The sequence below is a fragment of the Alteromonas sp. 38 genome, assembly GCF_902506055.1.
In the GTDB taxonomy this organism is placed as follows: domain Bacteria; phylum Pseudomonadota; class Gammaproteobacteria; order Enterobacterales; family Alteromonadaceae; genus Alteromonas; species Alteromonas lipotrueae.
Map to the genome: position 1 here is coordinate 1,710,889 of NZ_LR733300.1, position 25,948 is coordinate 1,736,836.

Sequence of the window (25,948 nt, forward strand, 5' to 3'; positions counted from 1 at the left end):
CGGTAGTTATTCCCGTTTGTCTATTTATGACCCGTTAAGCGATTGATTACACTGGCTGATGCGAACATACCAAAGGTGGCTGTTACCGTTACAACCGCGCCAAAACCGCCTGCACAATCAAGTCGCGTTCCGCCTTCCATTGCCGATTTGTTATAACACACGCTGCCATCAGGTTGGGGATAACGCAACTGCTCGGTTGAATAGATGCATTCAACCCCGAAGCGGCGTTTAGGATTTTTACTGAAATTGTAATTGCGTCGCAGTTCACTGCGCAATTTGGCCGCAAGAGGATCTTGGGTGGTTTTCGATAAATCGCCCCGAGTTACTTGGGTAGGGTCAATTTGCCCACCGGCACCACCCACAGTCACAATGGGTATTTTAGCGCGCTTGCAGTGGGCTACCATGGCAGCTTTCGCCCTTATGCTGTCAGTTGCGTCGATAACGGCATGCATAGCTTGGGTTAACAGTTCTGCCGTGTTTTCTGGTGTGACGAAGTCTTCAATGCATACCACTTCGCAATTTGGGTTTATGCGTTTAATACGCTGTGCAATAGCATCGACCTTTGCTTCGCCTATAGTATCGGCCATAGCGTGAATTTGCCGGTTAGTGTTGGTTACACATATGTCATCTAAATCAATCAGGGTGATTTTACCGATACCAGAACGCGCAAGTGCTTCTGCACTCCAGCTACCAACTCCTCCAATCCCCACAACGCACACATGGCTCATTGAAAGTTTTTCTGCGGCTTCTTCGCCGTATAGGCGCACGATGCCGCCAAACCTTTGATTTTCCAATATACTCACTATGTATTCCAGTTCTTGCTAAGCCAATAGTCGCTTTGTCTAAACCGCGCTGTCAAAACTGCTCCGCCAACACCTGACGGGGGCAAAATAACACAGCAGTTGAAACAAAAATTAAAAGCTTTTACTTAAGGGGCGCATGATCGCAAAAAAGCGTAATATTGCAAGGGTTCTTCTTTAAACAGTAAGTAAGACATGTCAAAACGGTACGATATTGTCATTATAGGGGCTGGGATAGTGGGTGCTGCGGTACTTTATGAGTATCAAAAGCGCAATCCACAGCACAAGGTTCAGTTAATTGAAAAAGAGCCTGTTGCTGCTTTTCATCAAACCGGAAGAAATTCGGGTGTGATCCACGCTGGCGTGTATTACTCGCCTGGTTCCTTAAAGTCTACGTATTGTAGGCAAGGGTTACAAGATACCATTGCGTGGTGTAGAGACCATCATTTACCTTTTGAGCAATGCGGTAAGCTCATAGTGGCGACCAACAATGATGAAGTGCAAAAGCTTGATAACCTTTTCAAAAACTGCGAAATAAACGATTTAAGCCCTGAACGTATTACTCAATCTAGACTACACTCGATGGAGCCTAATATTACGGGTAAAGAAGCGGTATTAGTTAATTCTACAGGCATTACCGACTTTACGGCTATCACAAAATCGCTAATGGCAGTCGCAATCGAAAATTCAAACGTGACTGCACACTTCAATACACGGGTTCATGCCATCGACGAACATGACAACTGCGTATCGCTGTTAACCGAAGTGAATGGTGTAAAACGACGCACAGAAGCTGATAGGGTTATTTGCTGCGCGGGTGTGTATGCAGACGACTTAATTAGAAAGCAAGGAATAACCCCGGATTTCAAAATAGTGCCATTTAAGGGGGAGTATTATCGCTTATCTTCTAAGTACGATAACGTTAGCAAAAGATTAATATATCCTGTACCCAACCCCGATATGCCATTTTTGGGCGTTCACTTAACGAAAATGATAGGCGGTTATACGACGGTGGGGCCAAATGCGGTGTTAGCGCCTGGTCGAGAAGCCTATCACTCGCTTCCTTCCTACAGCGAAATTTTCAGAACCTTATCATACAAAGGGTTATGGCGACTGCTCTGGCAGTTTAAATCCAGTGTAATATCAGAAATCAAAAGTAGCGTAAGCAAATCTTATTACGCAAGTTTAGTGCAAAAATATTGCCCCTCGATTAATGAAGAGGATTTACACTACTATCGGCCAGGGATCAGGGCGCAAGCGGTGTCTAAAACGGGTAAAATGATGGGGGACTTTGAATTCTTATCAACTGATAGGGTATTACACGTTGGTAATGCACCTTCTCCTGCGGCTACTAGCGCCATGCCCATTGCCAGAGCCATCATCGATAAAATGGACACTACGTAGACTTGCTATACCCATTCGTTCTAAAAACTAGGAAGTTAAATCCAAAAATACCGACATTACGTTCAAAGCTATACATGTTTGAATAACACGTTTTAAAACGAATGCTTGGAGAAATAAATGGGATTGCTTGTAGATGGACTATGGCAAGACAAATGGTACGACACGCGTGAGAACGGCGGTAAGTTTGAGCGCCAAGAGTCGAAATTTAGAGGTGCGATAGGCAGTGAGGCAGGAGCCCAACACCCACCAGAGTCTGGTCGATACCATCTTTATGTCGCTTATGCCTGTCCGTGGGCCCATCGTGCGCTAATTTTAAGGCAGCTAAAGGGGCTCACTGAACATATTGATGTTTCAGTGGTAAACCCTGATATGCTAGGTGACGGGTGGCGTTTTACTGAATACCCAGGTAGCACCGGTGATAAGCTATATCATTATGATTATCTGCATCAGCTATACACCAAAGCAAAACATGATGTTACCACGCGGGTAACGGTTCCTGTTTTATGGGATAAACAAACCCAATCCATAGTGAATAATGAATCTGCAGATATTATTCGTATTTTCAACAGTGACTTCAATACGCTTACGGGTGATACACAAGATTTTTATCCCTCGCCACTACGCGAAGAAATAGACGATATTAATAAGTTGGTGTATCACGCTGTTAATAACGGCGTGTACAAGGCGGGTTTTGCTACCACGCAAAGTGCCTATGAAGACGCCGTTAATACTTTATTTGAAGCGTTAGATACGTTAGAAACACGATTGTCTACGCAGCGTTATTTAGTGGGCCATCAAATTACCGAAGCGGATTGGCGCTTGTTCACCACCTTAATTCGTTTTGATGCGGTGTATCATGGGCACTTCAAATGCAATATTCGTCAAATAGCGGATTACCCGAACTTGTATGCCTACATGAAAGAGTTGTATCAATATCCGGGTGTGGCGGATACGGTGAATTTTGATCATATCAAACGTCATTATTATTACAGTCACACCATGGTAAACCCTACTCAAGTTATTCCTGTAGGCCCAAAACAAGATTTGATGGCTCCCCACAACAGAGAAGAAATAAAGTGAGCTTAATTGCTTAGTAATTTCAAAAGCGCATTGCGCGAAGGTGAGGGGTTTTATACCATCTACTTTATAATGATATTCGTTACTTTTCTTGTAACATTAGTGACCAATGATAGCTTTAACAGGGAACAGAGACTCTAATACATGACTAAACCAATTACATGCTTTAAAGCATATGACATACGCGGTGAGCTTAACAGCCAACTTGATGAAGCAACGGCTTACCGCATTGGTTATGCCTTTGCTGAAGAGTTAAAAGCGAAAACGGTAGTGGTAGGCAGTGATGTTCGTTTAACATCTACCCCCTTAAAACTTGCCTTGAGCGCAGGGCTAATTGATGCTGGTGCAAACGTTACCGATATTGGTATGGCAGGAACGGAAGAGATATATTTCGCGACTAAACACTTAGGTGTTGATGGCGGAATAGAAGTGACCGCTAGTCACAACCCCATTAACTACAATGGCATGAAGTTGGTTAAAGCTGATTCTGTACCCATTAGTGGCGACACTGGCTTAAATTCAATTAAAGAGCGTGCTGAACAGCTAAGCGATGAAGCCGTTTCACAGCGTCTTGCCTACTATACCCAAGGCGAGGCGATTGACGCTGATGCTTTCTATAATGGTCATGCACACATTAAGGTTTCACATTTAACTGATACAGGAAGCTATGTAGAAGACAGCTGTATGTCAGCCTACGTAGACCACATGTTGTCTTACGTGAATCTTGATTCGTTCACACCACTTAAAATAGTTGTTAATGCAGGCAATGGAGCAGCAGGTTCAGCGCTAGATGCTATTGAAGCTGAGTTAGCGAGCAGACAAGTTCCAATTAGCTTCGTTAAAGTGCACCACGAAGCAGATGGCACGTTTCCTCATGGTATTCCCAATCCGTTGTTACCTGAGAACAGAGCTGATACCGCCGATGCTGTTATTAAACATAACGCGGACTTTGGTGTAGCGTGGGATGGCGACTTCGATCGTTGTTTCTTGTTCGATGCCGACGGCAACTTCATTGAAGGCTATTATATTGTTGGCTTGCTTGCAGCAGCGTTCATTGAGAAGAACCAAGACAGTAAAATTATTTATGACCCACGGGTATTTTGGAATACCGAAGATATAGTAGCGAATGCTGGCGGTACACCCATTAAGTCGAAAACAGGTCATGCGTTTATTAAAGAGCGTATGCGTAAAGAAGACGCGGTGTATGGCGGTGAAATGAGTGCGCACCATTATTTCAGAGATTTTGCTTACTGCGATTCTGGCATGATCCCTTGGTTGTTAATTGCCGAACTTGTGTGTGTTAAAAAACAATCGTTGTCGAGCATGGTTAAAGCGCGTATTGAAGCGTTTCCATCGTCAGGAGAGATTAACAGCAAGCTTAAAGACGCGGATGCCGCGCTTGAGCGCGCGACGTCTAAATATAAACCGCATGCATCGGTTATCGATACTACCGACGGCCTAGGGTTGGAATTCGACACATGGCGCTTTAATTTGCGTAAGTCGAACACCGAACCGGTGATTCGCTTAAATGTAGAAAGCCGAGGCGATATAGCGTTGATGGAAGAGAAAACTGCTGAGTTGCTTTCGGTTATACGTGACGAATAATATCTCTGTTTGCTTTTAAGTTGTTGAACACACCGAGCAAGCACTGAAATAAAAAAGCCCGGAACATAAAAAAGCGCAGTCATGTTAATAATGACTGCGCTTTTTTTTGTGTTACCGGCAAGTGCCGTTTTAGTAATTGGCGTCCACGAGTGATATTACCCAACAATAAGTGCTTTATATCTACTGTGAAAATTAGGTAATAAGGTAAATCATCCAAGCATGGCTGATCACCACAACAGAGGTGAGAGCTATACGCAAACTGATGTAGCTCACTATTTGGCCTTTAGGCAAACTTAAGGTGAATTTATCGTAAACTAATATTGCGACGTAGCTAAGCGAAAGTACCCCTAGGGTTTTCGGGTCGTGGCTAAATACCAAACAAAGCCAACCGATGATACTGGGTAACATCGCGGCATACATTTGATTACCATAACGCTGGTTGCTGATGGAATCCCACCAATGAATACCACCAAAAAATGACAGTAAAACCGCAGAATACTGCATAAAATAAACAGCGCTTTGGGTTAATGACAAAAGATTAAGAGAGTAGGCTATTGGCATAGCTAAAAAAGGGATGAGCCCAGCCACGCCAAGCAACACAATAGAGTAGGGCATATAACACAATCCTTCTGACGTCATTTCAATAAAATAAATGTACAAAGAGTTATTTTATTAAAACGAGGCTAAAAAAATAGCGCCGTAAGGCGCTATTTTATGAACAAAAACTTACTTGTTCATGCTTATTTTAATGGCGTGTATTTACGCTGGTTGTGACCAGTGTAAAGCTGACGAGGACGACCAATTTTTTGTTTTGGATCGCTCATCATTTCATGCCAGTGTGAAATCCAACCTACTGTACGAGACAGGGCGAAGATACATGTAAACATGTTGGTAGGAATACCAATAGCTTTAAGTACGATACCTGAGTAGAAATCTACGTTAGGGAACAACTTCTTCTCTGCGAAGTACGGGTCGCTTAATGCAATTTTTTCAAGTTCCATTGCTACTTCAAGTAGTGGATCTTTAACATTAAGTTCGCTAAGTACTTCGTGACAGCTTTCACGCATTACTGTTGCGCGAGGATCGTGGTTTTTGTAAACACGGTGACCAAAGCCCATAAGACGGAACGGGTCAGCCTTATCTTTAGCACGTGCAATAAACTCAGGAATGCGATCAACAGTTCCAATTTCCTCAAGCATATTTAGGCATGCTTCGTTCGCACCACCGTGGGCAGGGCCCCAAAGTGAAGCAACACCAGCCGCAATACATGCGTAAGGGTTGGCACCAGATGAACCAGCTAGACGAACCGTAGAGGTAGATGCGTTTTGCTCGTGGTCAGCATGAAGCGTAAAGATACGATCCATTGCACGTTCTACCGCAGGGCTAATCTCAAATTCTTCAGCAGGAACTGAGAACATCATGTTCAAGAAGTTAGCTGCATAGCTCAAATCGTTACGTGGATAAACGAACGGTTGACCAATGTTGTACTTGTAACACATGGCTACTAAGGTAGGCATTTTCGCGATTAAGCGATGTGCACTACGTTTACGCTCTTCATCGTTAGAAACGTCTAAGTCGCTGTGATAGAAAGATGACATACCACCAACAGTTCCGCATAACATTGCCATAGGGTGGGCATCGTTACGGAAGCCATGGAAGAACATGTTAATTTGCTCATGTACCATGGTGTGGCGTGTAATTGTCGATTTGAATTCTTCATATTCTTCTTTAGACGGCGCATCACCGTGTAGAAGCATATGACAAACTTCAAGGTAGTCTGCATCGCGCGCTAGTTCTTCAATGGGGAAACCACGGTGTAGTAACACACCAGCAGCACCGTCAATGTAAGTAATAGCTGACTCGCAAGATCCTGTCGCCATAAAACCAGGGTCGTAGGTGAAGTAACCGTGTTGACCAAGTGAACGAACGTCGATTACGTCTTGTCCTTCGGTGCCAGACAAGATAGGAAGCTCGATTTCCTTACCGCCGGCTTTAAGAATGGCTTTCTGATCTGCCATAAAATGCTCTCCTCAGAATGGTTCTGTTTGCAGCGAAAACGGGCGAAAATGCTCGTTTCGTTGGGGAAAAGTGGCGTATTTGTACTTTATTATGTACCAATAAGTCAATTTAATTGCATTTATGCACAATAAATATTCCGAATTACTGAGATTTATAATGCTCAGCCGGAATCTCTATCGTTAACATGTTGGTAATCGCACTAAACCCGTTTCGGGGTAATTATCAATGTCTTTTGGCAAAAGGTAAACCACCGTTTACCAAATTTATTAACAGCTTAGCCGAAAAATTAACCTTTTGTCGATTGAGAATTGGTCGTTTTCATTAAAAGACCTTAATTTTGCTAGTGAAAATAGTGTTATTCTAGTTTAGTGCTGATACACTTTAGTGCCTTGTTTATTAAGCATTCCATGCTTGTTGTTAGTATTTGTGACTACTTTTCTTTGTGTTTATCAGGAAGATTTGTCAAAAAAGACTAAAGTCTTACTACAGCACAAAAAATTGTAATTATATACTGTGCTGGATATACTCAGCGGTGCATTAAAACAGAATAATTATTCTGTTAAATGTATTAAAGAATAATTCACAAATTGTTAACAACTCATTGGATGAGGTAATTAACAGGTAATAAACGAATTAACTCGCACAGGACATAATAACGGTGAGTAATTCATTATCCCTACGGATTAAACAGGCATACATTGTGAAAAAGCAAAGACCAGTAAATTTAGAACTCAATACTATTAAATTTCCGCCTGCCGCTATTTCGTCAATTCTCCACCGTGTTACCGGTGTCGCAATGTTCTTCGCATTACTCTTTGTTATTTGGGCATGGGCAGTATCTGTTTCCTCGCCTGAAGGGTTTGCGAACGTACAAGCGATGATGGACGGTATCATTGGAAAAGTGATCGCAATAGGCACTTTATCAGCGCTGACTTACCACATTTTAGGCGGCCTAAGACATGTAGTTATGGATTTAGGTCACTGGGAAGAGTTGGAGTCAGGAAACCTCAGCGCCAAAATAGCTATCGCTCTTTGGATTGTGCTGACAGTAGTATTGGGAGTAGCACTATGCTAGGCAACCAAGCAAGCTTAAAGCGTAATGGTATTCAAGATTACGTTTCACTACGTACTACCGCTGCAATTATTTTTGCTTATACGGTATTCATGGCGTGGTTTTTTATATCCACTGATAATATTACTTTCATTGAGTGGCGCGGATTATTTTCTGGGCTAGCGATGAAAGTGTTCACATTGGCAGCACTTATCGCCATCATGATCCACGTTCGTATTGGCCTTTGGCAAGTACTTACCGATTATGTGAAGGCGTCTGGTTTGCGTGCAATCATTCAGTATGTTCTAAACATCATTGCTTTTGGTTACGTCGCTGTTGGTCTGTTTGTATTGTGGGGAGTGTAAGATGAGTTTACCCGTTCACGAGTTTGACGCAGTAGTTATTGGCGCTGGCGGCGCTGGTATGCGTGCAGCACTACAGATTTCAGAATCTGGAAAGTCATGTGCACTACTGTCTAAAGTATTTCCTACCCGTTCACATACGGTATCAGCGCAAGGTGGTATTACTGTTGCGCTAGGTAATTCCCATGAAGATAACTGGGAATGGCACATGTACGACACCGTAAAAGGGTCGGACTACATTGGTGACCAAGACGCTATTGAATACATGTGTAAAACCGGCCCAGAAGCCATCATTGAGATGGAGAACATGGGTTTGCCTTTCTCACGTTTTGAGAATGGTAAGGTTTACCAACGTCCTTTCGGTGGTCAATCAAGAAATTTTGGTGGCGAGCAAGCAGCTCGAACCGCAGCCGCCGCTGACCGTACTGGTCACGCTTTGCTGCATTTGCTTTATCAGCAAAACGTAAAGAATAAAACAAAGGTCTTTTCTGAGTGGTATGCACTCGACCTAGTTAAAAACCAAGACGGTGATGTTGTTGGTTGTACTGCTATTGATATCGAGACAGGCGAAGTAGTTTACTTCAAGTCTAAAGCAGTCGTATTAGCAACGGGTGGAGCAGGGCGTATTTTCGCTTCTACCACTAACGCACACATCAATACCGGTGACGGTGTTGGTATGGCAATTCGTGCTGGTGTCGCACTACAAGATATGGAAATGTGGCAGTTCCACCCTACGGGTATTGCCGGTGCTGGTACGCTAGTAACGGAAGGTTGCCGTGGTGAAGGTGGTTACCTGCTTAATAAAGACGGTGAACGCTTCATGGAACGTTATGCGCCTAACGCGAAAGACCTTGCTGGTCGTGACGTTGTTGCACGTTCAATGATGACTGAAATTCGTGAAGGTCGCGGATTTGACGGCCCTTGGGGTCCTCACTGTAAACTTAAACTTGATCACCTTGGTAAAGACGTACTTGAGTCACGTCTGCCAGGTATCCTTGAGCTTTCTCGTACGTTCGCTCATGTTGATCCAGTGAAAGAACCGATTCCTGTAATACCGACGTGTCATTATATGATGGGTGGTATTCCCACTACCGTAGACGGTCAATGTCTAACTGTTGATGCAGACGGTAACGATAAAGTAGTAAACGGTTTATTCGCTTGTGGTGAAATTGCATGTGTATCTGTACACGGTGCTAACCGCCTTGGCGGTAACTCACTACTTGACCTTGTAGTATTCGGTCGTGCGACTGGTCTACACTTAGGTAAAACCCTTTCTGATGTATCGCCATTCCGCGAAGCATCAGAGTCTGACCTTGAACTGGCTATGTCTCGCTTCAATCGCTGGGAAAACTCAGAGAAAGGTAAGGGCGAAGATCCGGTTCAAATCAAAAAAGATATGCAAGAATGCATGCAGCTTAACTTCTCAGTATTCCGTGAAGGTGAAGCCATGGCAGACGGCCTTAAGCAACTTGGTGAAATTCGTGAACGTCTTCAGAATGCTCGCCTTGATGATAAGAGTGCCGATTTCAATACTCAGCGTATTGAATGTCTTGAGCTTGATAACCTTATGGAAACCGCGTACAGCACAGCAGTAGCAGCGAACTTCAGAACGGAAAGCCGTGGCGCACATAGTCGCTTCGATTTCCCGGACCGTGACGATGAGAACTGGTTATGCCACAGCGTTTACGATCCGAATACTGAAAAAATGCTTAAACGTGATGTCAATATGGCGCCTAAGCTTCGGGAAGCTTTCCCGCCTAAAGTGCGTTCATATTAAGAGAGGCAACGATCATGCAATTACAATTTTCGATATATCGTTACAACCCTGATGTTGATAACAAGCCACGCATGCAAGACTACACTCTAGAAGTAGAGGAAGGTCGTGACATGATGGTGTTGGATGCACTTATTGCTCTTAAAGAGCAGGATCCAACGTTATCATTCCGCCGCTCGTGCCGTGAAGGTGTGTGTGGTTCAGACGGTGTGAATATGAATGGTAAGAATGGTCTTGCCTGTATTACGCCATTGTCTGCATTAGGCAAAGGTAAAGTTGTTGTTCGTCCACTTCCAGGTCTGCCAGTAGTACGCGACCTTGTGGTGGATATGACACAGTTTTACACCCAATATGAAAAGATTAAGCCATTCTTAATCAACGATGATAAACAGCCTCCTGCAAGAGAACACCTTCAGTCTCCTGAAGAACGTGCTAAGCTTGATGGACTGTATGAATGTATTCTATGTGCATGTTGTTCTACGTCGTGCCCATCGTTCTGGTGGAACCCCGATAAATTTATCGGGCCTGCTGGTTTGCTTCACGCTTATCGTTTCCTTATTGATAGCCGTGATACTGCAACCGATGAACGTTTGAACGACCTAGATGACGCATTTAGCGTATTCCGCTGTCACGGTATTATGAACTGTGTAAGTGTATGTCCGAAAGGATTAAACCCGACAAAGGCAATTGGACACATTAAGTCTATGCTTTTACAACGGGCTGTTTAAGTACTATATTCTGTCTACTTCTGAGTAACAGAAAGCAATGCTCTAAATAGCCATCCGGATGTGATGGCTATTTTTTTTTGTATTCATCGGTATAACGCTTGGTTATGTCACGAATAACCTTATAATACAAACCGATGGTTAATAGAATTTACAAAACGTAGCAAGGCAAATTAAATGCAAGAAAGCGTGATGAAAGCGTGGTGGGATTCCTCGCATATGGCAGGTGCCAACGCTGCCTATGTTGAAGAATTGTACGAATCGTATTTGGAAGACCCGCAGAGCGTTTCCGATACTTGGCGTCAAATCTTTGATAGCCTCCCCAAGGTCGAAGGCGTTGAACTTGAAACCAACCATACTAGTGTTAAAGATCAGTTTAGGAAGCTAGCTGCTCTAGGCCCGACAGCACGAATGTCGAGCGCACCAGTTGAAGGCACTCCGGTCTCGGATGACAGGCAAGTTAAAGTGTTACAGCTTATCAACGCCTTTCGCTTCCGAGGTCACCAGCATGCCAACCTCGATCCGCTAGGGTTATGGAAACAAGAGCGCGTTCGTGATTTAGAACTGTCTCACCATAATCTTTCTGATAAAGATTTTGACAGTGTGTTCAACGTAGGGTCTTTTGCCATTGGTAAAGATTCGCTGTCATTAGGTGAGTTATTTAAATCACTTAACCGAACATACTGTGGTTCTATCGGTGCTGAGTATATGCACATTACCGATACAGACCAAAAACGCTGGTTACAGCAAAAAATTGAGTCAGTGCAAGCAAAGCCAGAGTTTTCTAAAGATGAAAAACTAACCCTGCTAAAAGGGCTAACGGCTGCTGACGGCATGGAAAAGTACCTCGGGTCTAAATTCCCAGGTGCCAAGCGCTTCTCACTGGAAGGTGGCGATGCATTGGTTCCTATGCTTAAAAACCTAATCACTAATGCAGGTGCTGCAGGCACTAAAGAAGTGGTTATTGGTATGGCTCACCGTGGTCGTCTGAACGTACTAGTCAACGTGTTGGGTAAAAACCCATCAGTATTGTTTGATGAATTCGCCGGTAAGCATGATGATTCATTAGGCGCAGGTGATGTTAAATACCACGCTGGATTCTCATCAGATTTTGCTACGCCAGGTGGCAATGTTCACTTAGCGCTTGCATTTAACCCGTCTCACCTTGAAATTGTAAATCCGGTAGTAATGGGCTCGGTTCGTGCGCGTCTTGAACGTCGTAACGACGATACTAACACCGTACTTCCTATCACCATCCACGGTGACTCAGCGATTGCTGGGCAGGGCGTAGTTCAAGAAACCTTCAATATGTCACAAACTCGCGGTTTCGCCGTGGGTGGTACGGTGCGTATTGTGGTGAACAACCAAGTTGGTTTTACAACGTCAAAAACAGAAGATACCCGTTCTACGCAATACTGTACTGACATTGCGAAAATGGTTCAGGCTCCTATCTTCCACGTTAACTCTGATGACCCAGAAGCGGTTGCTTTTGTGACACAGCTCGCACTTGAATACCGCAATAAATTCAAGCGTGATGTGGTTATCGATTTAGTGTGTTATCGCCGTCATGGTCATAACGAGGCTGACGAGCCAAATGCAACTCAGCCGCTTATGTACCAGAAAGTGAAGAAGCATCCTGTACCTCGCGCTATTTATGCCGATCAGCTCATTGCTGAAGGTGTTATTGAGCAGCGTGATGCTGACCGCTATTTAGAAGAATATCGCGCTGCACTTGATCATGGTGCATGTGTCGTTGAAGAATGGCGTCCGATGACAGAGCACAGTGTAGACTGGTCTCCATACCTAGGTCATGATTGGGATACCCCATATGACGGCGCTATCAGTGTTGAAAAACTTCAGGAACTTGGCGAAGCGCTAACAAGTTTCCCTGAAGGTCATAAACTTCAATCTCGTGTAAACAAGCTATACCAAGACCGCAAGGCCATGGTGAACGGTGAGAAGAAACTTGATTGGGGAATGGCAGAGAATCTGGCTTATGCATCTTTAGTTGATTTAGGTGAAGATATTCGTATGACAGGTCAGGACTCTGGCCGTGGTACTTTCTTCCACCGTCATGCGGTATTGCATAATCAAGCTGATGGCTCGACCTACATGCCACTGCAAAACATTCGTGATGGCCAAGGGAAGATTGAGATTTACGACTCTGTGCTATCAGAAGAAGCGGTCATGGCGTTTGAATATGGTTATGCGACTGCAGAACCTGAGTGCTTAACTATATGGGAAGCTCAGTTTGGTGACTTCGCAAACGGCGCACAAGTTGTATTTGACCAATTCTTGAGTTCAGGTGAAGCAAAGTGGGGCCGTTTATGTGGTCTAACTATGCTGCTTCCACACGGTTACGAAGGTCAAGGTCCTGAGCATAGCTCGGCTCGTCTTGAGCGATTCTTGCAAATGTGTGCTGATCACAACTGGCAAGTATGTGTACCTTCAACACCTGCGCAAGTATTTAACATGCTTCGTCGTCAAGTGGTTCGGCCTATGCGTAAACCGCTTATTGTTATGTCGCCTAAATCCTTATTGCGTCACCCGCTTGCGACTTCTTCTCTTGAAGAGTTAGCAGAAGGCAAATTCCACAACGTAATTAGCGAAATTGACGATATTAATCCGAAAGACGTTAAGCGTGTGGTGATGTGTTCAGGCAAGGTTTACTACGACTTGCTTGACCAGCGCCGTAAAAATGAACAAACAGACGTTGCAATCGTAAGATTGGAGCAACTTTATCCATTCCCACAAGAAGAATGCGCTAAAGTTGTGGCACAATACAGCCACGTTACAGATTGGGTTTGGTGTCAGGAAGAACCGCAAAACCAAGGAGCTTGGTATTGCAGTCAACACCACTTCTGGCAAGCAATTCCAGATGGCGCCAAATTAACATATGCAGGTCGTGAAGCATCTTCCTCACCTGCAGTAGGTTATGTTTCCGTTCACAATCAGCAACAAAAAGCGCTGGTTGAAGACGCACTCACTATTAAATAAGGAACAATGATGACAATTGAGATAAAAGTTCCGGTCCTACCAGAGTCAGTTGCCGATGCCACCATTGCAACTTGGCACGTAAAGGCCGGCGACGCGGTAAAGCGTGACCAGAACCTGGTTGACATTGAAACTGATAAAGTTGTGCTGGAAGTTGTAGCACCAGCCGACGGAACTATCGGTGAGCTTCTTAATGAAGAGGGTGCAACGGTACTAGGCGAGCAAGTTATTGCTAAATTAGAAGAGGGTGGCGCTGCGCCAGCTAAATCTGAATCGAAAGCTGAATCTAAAAAAGAAGCAGCACCTGCAGCTAGCGGTAAAACGTCAGAAGTTAAAGTACCTGTATTACCAGAGTCGGTAGCTGATGCAACCATCGCCACATGGCATGTTGCAGTAGGCGAAGCGGTAAGCCGTGACCAAAACTTGGTTGATATCGAAACTGATAAAGTCGTTCTAGAAGTGGTAGCGCCAGCTGATGGCTCACTATCTGAAATTGTTGCCGAAGAAGGCGCAACAGTGACAGCTGAAGAAGTGATTGCTAAATTTGTTGAAGGCGCAACGTCAGGTGCAGCAGCATCTGAGTCGTCTGACGCTACATCTGATGATTCAGATGACAGCAGCGATGCACTGAGTCCTTCGGTTCGCCGCTTATTGGCAGAAAAAGGCGTAGATGCAGCGAAAGTTAAAGGTACGGGTAAAAATGGCCGTATCACTAAAGAAGACGTAGAAAAACACCTTAAGGGTGGCAGTGCACCAGCGGCTTCAGCGCCATCAGCTGCAGCTGAAACAGCTGAATTACCTACGGGTAATCGCACAGAAAAACGTGTACCTATGACACGTCTTCGTAAAACGATTGCAACCCGTTTACTTGAAGCTAAAAACTCTACTGCTATGCTAACTACGTTTAACGAAGTTAACATGAAGCCAATTATGGAACTTCGTAAGCAGTATCAAGAGAGCTTTGAGAAACGTCACGGTATTCGTTTAGGTTTCATGTCTTTCTACGTGAAAGCGGTAACTGAAGCACTTAAACGTTTCCCAGATGTGAATGCATCGATTGACGGTGATGACATTGTTTATCACAACTACTTCGATATCTCTATCGCGGTATCAACACCTCGCGGTCTAGTTACGCCTATCTTAAAAGATACGGATACACTAGGTATGGCTGGTGTTGAGAAAGGAATTAAAGAATTGGCAATTAAAGGCCGTGATGGCAAATTGTCGATGGCAGACCTTCAAGGCGGTAACTTTACTATCACTAACGGTGGTGTGTTTGGTTCATTGATGTCTACGCCTATCATTAACCCGCCACAGAGCGCTATTTTGGGTATGCATAAAATCCAAGATCGTCCAATGGCTGTTAACGGTAAGGTGGAAATTCTGCCAATGATGTACCTCGCCCTGTCTTATGACCATCGTATTGTTGATGGTAAAGAGTCAGTAGGCTTCTTGGTAACAATCAAAGAGATGCTTGAAGATCCAACACGCCTTCTATTAGACGTGTAAGGCTTTCCTCTCTTAGTCTTGTGTGCAGCTGCGTTTCTTATTAATGTAAGTCGCGTTGCTGCCACAACGCTGATATTCGCCCTATAATATCAGTCTAATTAATCAAGTCGCGAAAGCGGCTTTTGTCTTACTAAAAATCGGATAGAAACACCATGAATTTGCATGAATACCAAGGTAAGCAGCTATTCAAAGAATACGGTCTACCTGTTTCTGAAGGATACGCAGCAGACACTCCAGAAAGTGCTGTAGAGGCCGCTAACCGCATTGGCGGAAGTGAGTGGGTAGTTAAATGTCAGGTCCACGCAGGTGGTCGCGGTAAAGCAGGTGGCGTTAAGTTAGTTAAAGATACTGACGCAATTAAAGCTTTCGCAGAAAACTGGCTTGGCAAAAATTTGGTGACTTTCCAGACTGACGAAAATGGTCAGCCTGTGAGCAAAATCCTTGTTGAAACTTGCACAGATATCGCTAACGAATTGTACCTTGGTGCAGTAGTTGACCGCACAACCCGTCGTGTTGTGTTTATGGCTTCTACTGAAGGTGGCGTTGAGATTGAAACTGTTGCTGAAGAAACACCAGAGAAAATTCTTAAAGCTGAAATCGACCCAATTGTTGGCGCTCAGCCTTACCAAGCCCGCGAAATGGCGTTTAAACTTGGTCTTTCTGGCGTTCAAATCAAACAATTCACTAAGATTTTCCTTGGCCTAGCTAAGATGTTTGAAGATCTTGATGTTGCATTGATTGAAATTAATCCGCTTGTAATTAAAGAAGATGGTGACCTTCACTGTCTTGACGCTAAGCTAGCTATAGACGGCAACGCGTTATATCGCCAGCCTAAAGTTAAAGCTATGCAAGATCCTACTCAAGAAGATGCACGTGAAGCGCATGCTGCTGAGTTCGAACTTAACTATGTTGCGCTAGACGGTAACGTAGGTTGTATGGTTAACGGTGCCGGCCTAGCAATGGGTACAATGGACATCGTAAACCTACACGGTGGCAAGCCAGCTAACTTCCTAGATGTTGGTGGCGGCGCGACTAAAGAACGTGTTGCAGAAGCATTCAAAATCATCTTATCTGACGACAACGTTTCAGCTGTTTTAGTTAACATCTTTGGCGGTATCGTTCGTTGTGACATGATTGCTGAAGGTATCATTGGCGCGGTTAAAGAAGTTGGCGTTAGTGTTCCTGTTGTTGTACGTCTTGAAGGTACAAACGCAGAGCTTGGCCGTGAAGTTCTAGCGAACTCTGGTCTAGATATCATTGCTGCTGAGTCGCTAACTGATGCAGCACAGAAAGTTGTTGCTGCTGCGGAGGGCAAATAATGTCTGTATTAATTAACAAAGATACCAAAGTAATCTGTCAAGGTTTCACTGGTGGTCAAGGTACTTTTCACTCTGAGCAAGCCATTGCTTACGGTACGCAAATGGTTGGTGGTGTAACACCAGGCAAAGGCGGCACTGAGCACCTAGGTCTTCCAGTATTCAATACAGTACGTGAAGCGGTAGAAGCAACAGGCGCAACTGCGACTGTTATCTATGTACCTGCTGCATTCTGTAAAGATTCAATCGTTGAAGCTGCTGATGCTGGCATCGAGCTTATCGTTTGTATTACTGAAGGTATTCCAACGCTTGATATGCTTTACGTTAAAGAATACGTAAATGCTAAAGGCGTTCGCATGATTGGTCCTAACTGCCCAGGTGTTATTACTCCTGGAGAGTGTAAGATTGGTATCATGCCTGCTCATATCCATAAGCCTGGTAAAGTAGGTATTGTTTCTCGCTCTGGTACACTTACGTATGAAGCGGTTAAGCAAACTACTGACGAAGGTTTCGGCCAGTCTAGCTGTGTTGGTATCGGTGGTGATCCAATTCCTGGTTCAAACTTCATCGACATCCTACAGTTATTCCAAGATGATCCTCAAACAGAAGCTATCGTTATGATTGGTGAAATTGGTGGTACAGCAGAAGAAGAAGCTGCTGAATTCATCAAAGCTAACGTCACTAAGCCTGTTGTTTCTTACATTGCGGGTGTTACTGCACCTGAAGGTAAGCGCATGGGTCACGCTGGTGCAATCATTGCTGGCGGTAAGGGTACAGCTGATGAGAAATTTAAAGCACTAGAAGACGCGGGCGTTAAAACCGTTCGCTCTCTTGCTGAAATCGGCAAGGCACTTCGCGAAACTACGGGTTGGTAGTTAGCAAAGCGCACGCAAGTGTTTAAGTGAAGCCCGCTAATTAGCGGGCTTTTTTGTGCCTGATTATTGATGGTCAACAGAAAATTCCTTACTAGTAATATCCCTAATTTGGCATTCGTCATCTATATTTAAAACCTTGCATAACCCGTCTTAAAATGGCTAAGTGCCGTAACAAAATTACAACAAAAGGTCAGTTTAGCGGCGATGTTGCGTAATTTTGTTGTTAAATTTCAATAATTTCATGAGAGTTAATGTTAATGAGGTGTTGAATATTTTCTATGAATACGTATGCAAGCAATTGTGCAAAGCCCGTGTGCTCTATAGGATTATCAGCGACTGGATACATTGTCATTCGATTGTCATAAAAATAACAAAAAGACAACAAATATAACTGAATGGGACACCTGTTTTATGAATCAATTTAAACCAAATCTCATCAAGGTTGCGCTGATCACTGGTGGCGTAGCTTTTGGTTGTTCGCCTACATTTGCACAAGAAAAAAATTCTGAAGTAGCTGATGAAGCTAATGTTGAAGTTATTCAAGTTAGCGGTATACGTGGCAGCTTGCAACGCGCTCAAGCGATTAAAATGGATAGCACCTCTATTGTTGAAGCGTTATCCGCAGAAGACATCGGTAAATTACCAGATACAAGTATTGCAGAATCTATTTCACGTTTGCCTGGCTTAGCCGGTGAGCGTAGAAACGGTCGTACAAGTGGTATTTCAGTACGTGGTTTCAACGAAAACTACGTAGGTACATCACTAAACGGTCGTGAATTATTAGGTATGGGCGACAACCGCGGCGTTGAATTCGACCTCTACCCAACTGAAATCATTTCTAGCATTGTTGTTTATAAAACAGCAGAAGCTGGCATGACCACCCAGAATATTGGTGGTTCAATTGACCTTCAAACCATTAGTCCGCTTGCAGCTAAAAGTACATTCGCTATCAACGGCACCTACGAAAAGAATGCTGAAGATTCACCAAACCCAGACTTCGACAATAGCGGACATCGTATTTCAGTAAACTACGTTGATCAATTTGCTGACGATACTATTGGTCTTGCTCTTACTGTTGCTAGTATGGAATCACCACGTCAAGAACAACATTTCCGTGGTTGGGGTTATGCAGGTGCAAACGCGGATAATGCCGCTGACGGTGTTGACGTTACAGAAGGTACTACCATTTTAGGTGGGCATGACTCATTTGCACGTTCAGCAATGTTAGAGCGTGACTCTATCGCCGCTGTAGTTGAATGGGCGCCTACAGATAAACTAAATGTTCAAGTAGATGCGCTTTATATCGACTTCGTAGAAGATGACGTTCGTCGTGGTCTTGAAGAAGGCGGTGCTGAATGGGGTACTGGCGAATATACCATTACTGGTGTTGAAGATAGCTTAGTAACCTCAGGTTACTACGATGGCTTCTATTCAGTGATTCGTAACGATGCTCGTACTCAAGAAGCCGATTTAACGACGGTAGGCGTGAATGCAGAATACATCTTAAATGATAACTGGACCTTAGAGTTCGACTACTCTACCGGTAAAGTTGAAAAAGACATTATCGATGTGGAAAGTTATTCAGGTGTAGGCCGTGCAGGAATTGATGGACGTCCTATTACTGCTCGTAGCTGGGAAATGACGTCTACCGGCGCGGTATATTCTGATCACCCAAGCATTGCACCTGTCGACCTTACTGATGAAAGCTTAATTCGTCTTGCAGGTCCACAAGCCTGGGGCGCACCTATTATTGGTGCCGACGCACAAGACGGTTTCGTGAACCAACCGCATTATGAAGAAGACCTTGATACCTATCGTTTCGATGCTAAAGGGTACGTTGAATGGGGCGTAGTAACTGGCATGTCTGCGGGTGTTATTTACTCAGATCGTAGCAAAACCAAAGAAAATGATGGCGCATATCTAACCGCACCAAGCTATCCTGGTGATGCCGCTATTCCAGATGTACTGGGTGTAGTACCCCTGGACTTCATTGGTATAGACGGAATTCTCGCTTATGATTCTCTAGGTTTGTATCAAAGCGGTTATTACATTGCTACCGATGCTAAACTGGTGCAAAACGATCGTTTAGGTGATAGCTATACGGTTGATGAAGAGTTGCTGACTTTCTACACTAAATTTGATTTAGAAATGGAAGTAGGTGATATCTATATTCGCGGTAACGTGGGTGTACAAGTGGTTAATGCTGACCAGCAATCTACGGGTTTTTCAACCACGTCAGATGCTGATGGTATGACAGTAGCGGTACCGGTTTCGGGCGGCGCTGATTACACTGATGTACTACCAACGCTTAACCTTTCAGCAGAAGTTGCCGAAGGTCAATTTGTACGTTTCGCATTAGGTAAAGTCATTTCAAGACCACGTATGGACGATATGCGTCCAAATACGCAAGCGTCTTTCGCGTTTAATGATAACCAAATTACCAGTACCGATCCTGAAAATGGCCCTTGGAGTGGTAGCTCAGGTAACCCTGAACTTAAGCCCCTTGAAGCTAACCAGTTAGATATCGCTTATGAAAACTACTTCTCGGATACGGGTTATGTAGCGGCATCATTCTTCTATAAAGATATTAAAAACTGGCATCGCGATACTAGCGTACTTACGGATTTCTCTGATGTTTACATTCCTGATTTACACCAAGGTTCAGAAGGGCAAACGCCTGCTACTTTCCTAGGTTCTGTAGGCAGTGTACTAGATGGTTTCGAAGGTTATGTGCGCGGTTATGAACTACAAGGTTCATTGCCAGGTGAATTGCTTCATGAGTCACTAGAAGGCTTTGGCTTGTTCGCAAGTGCAACCTTCATGGAAGGTGAAGTAGACGCAGCACCAACGCAAACAGAAACCCGTATTCCAGGCTTGTCTGAAGAGTCATACAGCATGACGTTCTTCTATGAAAGCAATGGTTTCGAGTTCCGTGTTGCAGCAACCAAGCGTGATGACTACTTAACGGAAGAACGTGGTACTAGCTTGGCATTGGTAGATGCTACTAAGCAAGGCGGTACCTTGGTTGATGCCCAAATCGGATACGACTTTAGTGAGTCTGGTATTGAGTCTCTGGAAGGCCTACGTGTTACTTTCCAAGCGCAAAACCTAACTGATGAAGATGATATTCAAGCGTCTCAGGCGGATTCTCGTCAAATTACTCAATATCAATCTTACGGTACTAACTACTTGTTGGGCTTTAACTATACCTTCTAATGGTTGAGCGAAAGCTAACATTAGAATAAATACAAGCCACCTTGTTGTTTCAGCGCTCGAATATGCATTTTGGCGGCGAAGCAAAAGGTGGTTTTTTATTGTAAAAGCACAAGTAAACCATCTACAGTGTGGTGAAGTAAGTAGTAAGGGCTGAGTATGGCAGTAGCAAATAAAACAGCAGCGAACCAACAGGCAACCGATCAACATTCAAGGGATCACCAAGAAGCTAAGCAAACGCCGGTAAAACGTGTTGTAGTTGCAGGCGGCGGCACAGCAGGGTGGCTAACAGCGGCATTGCTCAAAAAAGTCATTGGCGACGCAGTGAATATTACCCTGGTCGAATCTGAGGCTATTGGCACAGTAGGCGTAGGCGAGGCCACCATCCCGCCCATTAGACTAGTTAATCAAGTGCTGGGTATTGACGAGGCCACTTTTCTTCGCGATACCAAGGCCACCATTAAGCTGGCAATTCGCTTTGAAAACTGGAAGCAACAGGGGCAACAGTACTACCACACGTTTGGTGCGCCAGGCAAAAGCATGGCGTTCTGTCATTTCCATCACTTCTGGCTAAAAGCACGTCAGCAGGGTTTAAAACATGATTTGTGGGAATATGACCTTAACTATTTAGCGGCTGAGGCAGGTAAATTTGCACGTATTAACGCGAAAGACCCGGTTTTAGAGCTTCCTTTTGCTTATCATTTTGACGCTTCATTGTATGCTAAATACCTGCGTAAACTTAGCGAGGGGCTGGGCGTTAAACGTGTTGAAGGTAAAATCAGCTACGTATCAAGACACAAACACAGTGGGAATGTAAAAGCATTACATCTCGAAAATGGCCATGCCATTGAAGGGGACTTGTTTATTGACTGTACAGGTTTTCGAGGGCTGTTAATTAATGAAACGCTGGGGGCAGGCTATGATGACTGGTCTCATTTATTGCCTTGTGACTCCGCCATTGCTGTACCTTCTGAACGCCATGAAAATACCGCACCCTTCACCCGTTCTATCGCGCACAGTGCTGGTTGGCAGTGGCGAATTCCTTTACAACATCGTAATGGCAATGGTCACGTATATAGTTCACGCTATATGAGTGATAGCCAAGCCCACGACACCTTGATGGCTAACCTTGACACTAAACCACTGGGCGATCCTAAACTCATTAAATTTACTACTGGCCGTCGTAGACAACAATGGTATAAAAATGTGGTCGCGGTAGGGCTTTCTTCTGGCTTCTTAGAGCCTTTGGAGTCTACCAGTATTCACCTTATTCAATCAGCTATCGTGAGGTTAATTAAGCTTTTCCCGCACCAAGGTATCTCAGATAGTGCGGTTAAAGAATACAACGCACAATCAAAAGTAGAATTTGAACAAATACGAGATTTTCTAGTATTACATTATTGTTTAAATGAACGCGAAGACAGTGATTTTTGGCGCGATATGCGCCATTTAACCCTGCCAGATTCGTTAACTCACAAAATGGCGTTGTTCAAACAAAATGGCAATTTAGTGCGTGAACAAAATGACTTATTTTTAGAGAGCTCTTGGCTGCAAGTTATGTATGGGCAAGGGCTAGTCCCTGAAGACTATCATGGGTTAGCGAATAGCTTTTCAGATGAGAAAACGCAAGCCATGCTATCGTCGTTGTATAACATTAAGCGTGAACCAATAGCATCGCTACCCACTCATGACGCATACATTCAATCAATGATTGATAGTGCAAATAAAACGTCTGTAAGCTTTTAATTTAATTGGCCTGTGTGCTGTGATGCAAGTTACTGTGTCTTGCTGTAAATCACCATAAATCGCGCCTCGTTATTTAACATTCCGAAGCCGTCAACGACTCCATTTCCCCCTTAAGTTATTCTTGAGGGGGACCTTCCTCATTGCAATTCAATATCTTACTTATCCTAATTAAGTTAGCTGCTGCTAATATTTAATTTTGTGTAAATTTAATGTAAATGAATACGTATGCATAGTGTTGCTCTCTTTTTATACAACCCGATACTATTTATGGCAGAACCATAAGTGACGGGTTTGGGTGTGGTATTCCCAAACCGTTGATAAAAAATAAGGAACGGGGCACCAATGAGAACATTCAAACTTAAGCCCATCATGGTGGCGTTGGTCAGCAGCGGGTTGGCATTTACTTTGCCAGCATACGCTCAACAAACGCAAGAAGACACCATTGATGAAGTCAGCGAATCTGCGATAAATAGTAACAATCAATCGAGTAGCCAATTAACAGGTGAAGATATACCGGTCGACGATATATCCGAGGAAACGCTCGAACGCATAGAGGTGAGGGGGTTTAGTACTAGCCTCATACAATCACTCAACCAAAAGCGTTTTTCTGACACGGTGTCAGAACAAATTTCTGCTGATGATTTGGGCGGTTTGCCTGATGTATCTATGGCAGATGCGCTTACCCGATTGCCAGGTATATCTGCAGTTCGTACAGGGGGCCAAGCGGCCGAGATTAACATTCGTGGTTTAGCGGGTGACTTTGTGTTCTCTACATTAAATGGACGTGAGCAAGTGTCTACCAGTGGAAGCAGAGCCATTGAGTTCGACCAGTACCCCTCAGAGTTAATCACCGAAGCGAGTGTATATAAATCGCCTAAAGCATCACTGATTGAAGGGGGAATCGCTGGAACGGTAGAGCTGAAGACAGCAAGCCCGTTAGCCATGGAGGAGCAGCATAAGTTCAGTGCCAATATGCGTGGCATGTATAACGACCGAGCCAGTGAGATATCGGATGCGAGCGAATTTGGTCATCGATTGAGCTTTTCCTATCAAGGAAAGTTCATGGACGACACCGTCGGTTTATCCCTAGGTTATGCACGCTTATTCCAACCCAGTGTTTCTACTCAGTTTGTGGGTTTAGCGTATAACGGGGCTGTTGATGTAGATGGTATTGAAGGTGACAACGACAGAGCTGGCACCGACTGCCCAGAATGTGAGCTTATTTCTGAAGGCTTTGAGATTCAACACAAGGGTGGCGAGCAAACTCGCGACGGTTACGTTGCAGCCATAGAGTGGGCGCCATTAGAAAACTTCACCTTAAAAGCCGATGCGTTTATCTCTAAGTTCGATTCAGAAGAATTTGCCCGTGGGTATCGAGTCAAGCTAGGGGGGATAACGGCAGGCATCACGAACCCTGTTATTGTAAACAATAGTGTGATTGGTGGCACTTTCTCACGAACAGACAGTAGCTTTACTCGAGTTGAGTTAGTTAACGACGACAACCAAGATTTCGATAGCGTTGAAAACTTTGGTATTAACGCAGATTGGGAAATTAGTGCTGACTTATCGGTGCAATTTGATGTGTCTCGTTCCACCGCGAAAAGTGATTTCCGTAATGGCTTGTTATGGTCTTTAGTCAGTGAAGATGCTAACGCTGTCAGCCCAGTGTTTGATGAGAACGTTCAAATCTCGTATTTGTTGAATGGCAACAACCTTCCTGATTTAGCCTTTAATCAAGCAGATGCATTTTCCGATATCGATAGGGTGATGGTCAGTAAATACGGCATTTATCCATTTGTTAACAAAGACGAGCTTGATGCTTATAAGGTAGATTTCCAATATTTTGTCGATATGCCCATCGTGACTGGGTTGGAGTTTGGCTATCGCTATTCCGATAGAGAGTACAGTAACGATCGTTCGGTATTTGAATACGGAAACGACAGTGCGTTTTCTGCAAGTGAGCCACCGCTGCGTTTAACGGATGACATGGTAGAGCAAGTTGATTGGGCTGGCGATTTTAGTTATTTCCCAAGCTATTTGTCGGTAGATTTAAACAGTGCACTTAATGCATGGTTTCCAAGTGGCTATCCTCAACCAGTTCAAACCTGGGGGCCAGGGGCTGCTGGCGTGATTAATGGTCCAGGTACGGGGCCGTCTACATCTTGGACTATGCAAGAAAGTGGACAGGTCTTTGAAACTGTAAACTCCGCTTATTTGATGGCGGGACTCAGTACTGAGATTGCGGGTATGCCTGTAACCGGAAATGTGGGTGTTCGTTACGTAAAAACAAAACAAAGCTCTACCACTTACCAGCGTGCCACATCGTTAATTACCGATCCAGAAACCGGTGTCACAGTTGAAGTCAGTGATCCCACCGCTGGCGCGCAAAACATTACCGACGATGCCGGCCTTATTAACAACTTTTATCGCTTCACAACGCTTACTCACGAATACGACGATGTGTTGCCGTCTATCAACCTAAATTTTGCGCTTACGGATAATACGCAACTAAGAGTAGCCGCAGCTAAAGTGATGGGCCGTGCGCCTATCAATAGATTTGCGGCAAACGCTTCTACCACCGTTGAAACGGTAACCGCAGTGCAAGATAGAGATTCCGGGGAAGTGACCTTGTCGCAACCTACCGCCAAGGTAAACGGGAACGCGACAAATAGCCCGTACCTAGAACCTTTTTATGCCACCCAATACGATATTTCATGGGAATACTATTTTGATGATACCGAAGGGGCGTTAATACTGGCGGCATTCTACAAAGACATAGAATCTTTCATCGAAGAAATTAACATAGAACCTTATGATTTTAGTGGCAACGGCATTGTGGTGCCAGAGTCGGTTCAGGTTCCTGTGTATCTTGAGCCTGAATTTGTAGGGCAAGAGGCTGAGTTGTCACGGGATGCTGATGGCAACCCTATTTTTGTTACGGTTCCTACAGAAAATGGCAGCTATAGCACGGCAGTGAATAACGCTGAAGGTGGCTATATTCGCGGTGTTGAAATTGCCTACACTGAAATTTATAGCATGTTGCCAAGCTTCTGGTCTGGTTTAGGGGTAACCGCTAGTTACTCATACACGGAAAGTGAAATTCAACGTACGTTGAGTAGTTCGGTGTATTCGGATAGCTTGCCTGGCTTATCTGAAAATGTGGCCACGGTAACGCTATTTTGGGAATACGAAGGGTTTGAAACTCGCTTATCTGGGCGTTATCGCGATTTCTTTGTGTCTGAGCAAGTGGCAGTAAACGATCAAACCGTGAATTTTGATTCTGAACTGGTTGTTGATTACCAAGCATCCTATGAAATTAACGACAATTGGAGCGTATTGTTTCAAGTTAACAACGTTACCGACGAACCTACCAAAAGCTATTTCACCTCTTCTGAACAAACCGGCACCATTCAGTTTTTCGGAACGCAGTATTACTTGGGGATGACATATCAATTATGAGCATTTTACCTATCTCCCA

Annotated in this window: 17 protein-coding genes; 14 read left to right on the top strand and 3 right to left on the bottom strand. The window is 44.2% G+C overall.

Going from position 1 to position 25,948, the window contains the following annotated elements; genetic code table 11:
• Positions 1–20 precede the first annotated feature (20 nt).
• Positions 21–803 (bottom strand): tRNA cyclic N6-threonylcarbamoyladenosine(37) synthase TcdA, encoded by a 783-nt coding sequence (gene tcdA / locus FLAVO9R_RS07365; RefSeq protein ID WP_373996588.1) that lies wholly within the window; start codon positions 801–803, stop codon positions 21–23.
• 192 nt (positions 804–995) lie between these two features.
• Here tcdA and lhgO point away from each other — a divergent pair, with 192 nt between their 5' ends.
• The 3 genes from lhgO to FLAVO9R_RS07380 all read left to right on the top strand — a co-directional run bounded on the left by lhgO (position 996) and on the right by FLAVO9R_RS07380 (position 4,886).
• A complete protein-coding gene (lhgO, locus tag FLAVO9R_RS07370) occupies positions 996–2,204 on the top strand; it encodes an L-2-hydroxyglutarate oxidase (RefSeq protein ID WP_159530097.1) in 1,209 nt (402 codons plus the stop codon).
• Between the two features lie 117 nt (positions 2,205–2,321).
• Positions 2,322–3,284: a glutathione S-transferase family protein gene (locus tag FLAVO9R_RS07375; protein ID WP_159530099.1), complete on the top strand. Its 963-nt coding sequence runs from the start codon at positions 2,322–2,324 to the stop codon at positions 3,282–3,284.
• A 141-nt stretch (positions 3,285–3,425) separates the two neighbouring features.
• Complete coding sequence (locus FLAVO9R_RS07380; protein ID WP_159530101.1) at positions 3,426–4,886, top strand: phosphomannomutase CpsG; 1,461 nt, start codon at positions 3,426–3,428, stop codon at positions 4,884–4,886.
• 192 nt (positions 4,887–5,078) lie between these two features.
• Here the strand turns inward: FLAVO9R_RS07380 and FLAVO9R_RS07385 are convergent, their stop codons facing one another.
• Both FLAVO9R_RS07385 and FLAVO9R_RS07390 read right to left on the bottom strand, forming a co-directional pair.
• Positions 5,079–5,501, bottom strand: a complete 423-nt coding sequence (locus FLAVO9R_RS07385; protein WP_159530103.1) for a DUF3429 domain-containing protein — start codon at positions 5,499–5,501, stop codon at positions 5,079–5,081.
• 125 nt (positions 5,502–5,626) lie between these two features.
• Entirely contained in the window at positions 5,627–6,904 is a 1,278-nt protein-coding gene (locus FLAVO9R_RS07390; protein WP_057791619.1) for a citrate synthase, read from the bottom strand.
• Positions 6,905–7,605: 701 nt separating this feature from the next.
• Between FLAVO9R_RS07390 and sdhC the strand changes: the two genes are divergently transcribed.
• The 11 genes from sdhC to FLAVO9R_RS07445 all read left to right on the top strand — a co-directional run bounded on the left by sdhC (position 7,606) and on the right by FLAVO9R_RS07445 (position 25,929).
• Complete coding sequence (sdhC, locus tag FLAVO9R_RS07395; RefSeq protein ID WP_013783979.1) at positions 7,606–7,980, top strand: succinate dehydrogenase, cytochrome b556 subunit; 375 nt, start codon at positions 7,606–7,608, stop codon at positions 7,978–7,980.
• Entirely contained in the window at positions 7,974–8,321 is a 348-nt protein-coding gene (gene sdhD / locus FLAVO9R_RS07400; RefSeq protein WP_126872334.1) for a succinate dehydrogenase, hydrophobic membrane anchor protein, read from the top strand. Before sdhC ends, sdhD begins: the two co-directional genes overlap by 7 nt.
• 1 nt (position 8,322) lies before the next feature.
• A complete protein-coding gene (gene sdhA / locus FLAVO9R_RS07405) occupies positions 8,323–10,095 on the top strand; it encodes a succinate dehydrogenase flavoprotein subunit (RefSeq protein ID WP_159530105.1) in 1,773 nt (590 codons plus the stop codon).
• A 14-nt stretch (positions 10,096–10,109) separates the two neighbouring features.
• Positions 10,110–10,820 (top strand): succinate dehydrogenase iron-sulfur subunit, encoded by a 711-nt coding sequence (locus FLAVO9R_RS07410; RefSeq protein ID WP_057791623.1) that lies wholly within the window; start codon positions 10,110–10,112, stop codon positions 10,818–10,820.
• A 174-nt stretch (positions 10,821–10,994) separates the two neighbouring features.
• Positions 10,995–13,814, top strand: a complete 2,820-nt coding sequence (gene sucA, locus FLAVO9R_RS07415; RefSeq protein WP_159530107.1) for a 2-oxoglutarate dehydrogenase E1 component — start codon at positions 10,995–10,997, stop codon at positions 13,812–13,814.
• Between the two features lie 9 nt (positions 13,815–13,823).
• The gene (gene odhB / locus FLAVO9R_RS07420; protein ID WP_159530109.1) at positions 13,824–15,320 is read left to right on the top strand and encodes a 2-oxoglutarate dehydrogenase complex dihydrolipoyllysine-residue succinyltransferase; all 1,497 of its coding nucleotides are present in this window, start codon (positions 13,824–13,826) and stop codon (positions 15,318–15,320) included.
• Positions 15,321–15,472: 152 nt separating this feature from the next.
• Entirely contained in the window at positions 15,473–16,639 is a 1,167-nt protein-coding gene (gene sucC / locus FLAVO9R_RS07425; protein WP_159530111.1) for an ADP-forming succinate--CoA ligase subunit beta, read from the top strand.
• On the top strand, positions 16,639–17,511 hold the full coding sequence (sucD, locus tag FLAVO9R_RS07430; protein WP_159530113.1) for a succinate--CoA ligase subunit alpha: 873 nt from the start codon (positions 16,639–16,641) through the stop codon (positions 17,509–17,511). The genes sucC and sucD overlap by 1 nt, the downstream gene beginning before the upstream one ends.
• A gap of 411 nt (positions 17,512–17,922) precedes the next feature.
• Complete coding sequence (locus tag FLAVO9R_RS07435; protein ID WP_159530115.1) at positions 17,923–20,727, top strand: TonB-dependent receptor; 2,805 nt, start codon at positions 17,923–17,925, stop codon at positions 20,725–20,727.
• Positions 20,728–20,883: 156 nt separating this feature from the next.
• On the top strand, positions 20,884–22,470 hold the full coding sequence (locus FLAVO9R_RS07440; protein WP_159530117.1) for a tryptophan halogenase family protein: 1,587 nt from the start codon (positions 20,884–20,886) through the stop codon (positions 22,468–22,470).
• Between the two features lie 342 nt (positions 22,471–22,812).
• Positions 22,813–25,929 carry a TonB-dependent receptor gene (locus FLAVO9R_RS07445; RefSeq protein WP_159530119.1) on the top strand — a complete coding sequence of 1,039 codons (3,117 nt, stop codon included), beginning with the start codon at positions 22,813–22,815 and terminating at the stop codon, positions 25,927–25,929.
• The last annotated feature ends 19 nt before the right edge of the window (positions 25,930–25,948 follow it).

Bases quoted from the DNA above. Each gene is read 5' to 3' on its own strand.
- sucC (WP_159530111.1), top strand. From the start codon at position 15,473: ATGAATTTGCATGAATACCAAGGTAAGCAGCTATTCAAAGAATACGGT.
- FLAVO9R_RS07385 (WP_159530103.1), bottom strand. From the start codon at position 5,501: ATGCCCTACTCTATTGTGTTGCTTGGCGTGGCTGGGCTCATCCCTTTT.
- sucA (WP_159530107.1), top strand. From the start codon at position 10,995: ATGCAAGAAAGCGTGATGAAAGCGTGGTGGGATTCCTCGCATATGGCA.
- FLAVO9R_RS07435 (WP_159530115.1), top strand. From the start codon at position 17,923: ATGAATCAATTTAAACCAAATCTCATCAAGGTTGCGCTGATCACTGGT.
- FLAVO9R_RS07380 (WP_159530101.1), top strand. From the start codon at position 3,426: ATGACTAAACCAATTACATGCTTTAAAGCATATGACATACGCGGTGAG.
- FLAVO9R_RS07445 (WP_159530119.1), top strand. From the start codon at position 22,813: ATGAGAACATTCAAACTTAAGCCCATCATGGTGGCGTTGGTCAGCAGC.
- FLAVO9R_RS07410 (WP_057791623.1), top strand. From the start codon at position 10,110: ATGCAATTACAATTTTCGATATATCGTTACAACCCTGATGTTGATAAC.
- sucD (WP_159530113.1), top strand. From the start codon at position 16,639: ATGTCTGTATTAATTAACAAAGATACCAAAGTAATCTGTCAAGGTTTC.
- FLAVO9R_RS07390 (WP_057791619.1), bottom strand. From the start codon at position 6,904: ATGGCAGATCAGAAAGCCATTCTTAAAGCCGGCGGTAAGGAAATCGAG.
- odhB (WP_159530109.1), top strand. From the start codon at position 13,824: ATGACAATTGAGATAAAAGTTCCGGTCCTACCAGAGTCAGTTGCCGAT.
- FLAVO9R_RS07375 (WP_159530099.1), top strand. From the start codon at position 2,322: ATGGGATTGCTTGTAGATGGACTATGGCAAGACAAATGGTACGACACG.
- sdhD (WP_126872334.1), top strand. From the start codon at position 7,974: ATGCTAGGCAACCAAGCAAGCTTAAAGCGTAATGGTATTCAAGATTAC.
- FLAVO9R_RS07440 (WP_159530117.1), top strand. From the start codon at position 20,884: ATGGCAGTAGCAAATAAAACAGCAGCGAACCAACAGGCAACCGATCAA.
- lhgO (WP_159530097.1), top strand. From the start codon at position 996: ATGTCAAAACGGTACGATATTGTCATTATAGGGGCTGGGATAGTGGGT.
- sdhA (WP_159530105.1), top strand. From the start codon at position 8,323: ATGAGTTTACCCGTTCACGAGTTTGACGCAGTAGTTATTGGCGCTGGC.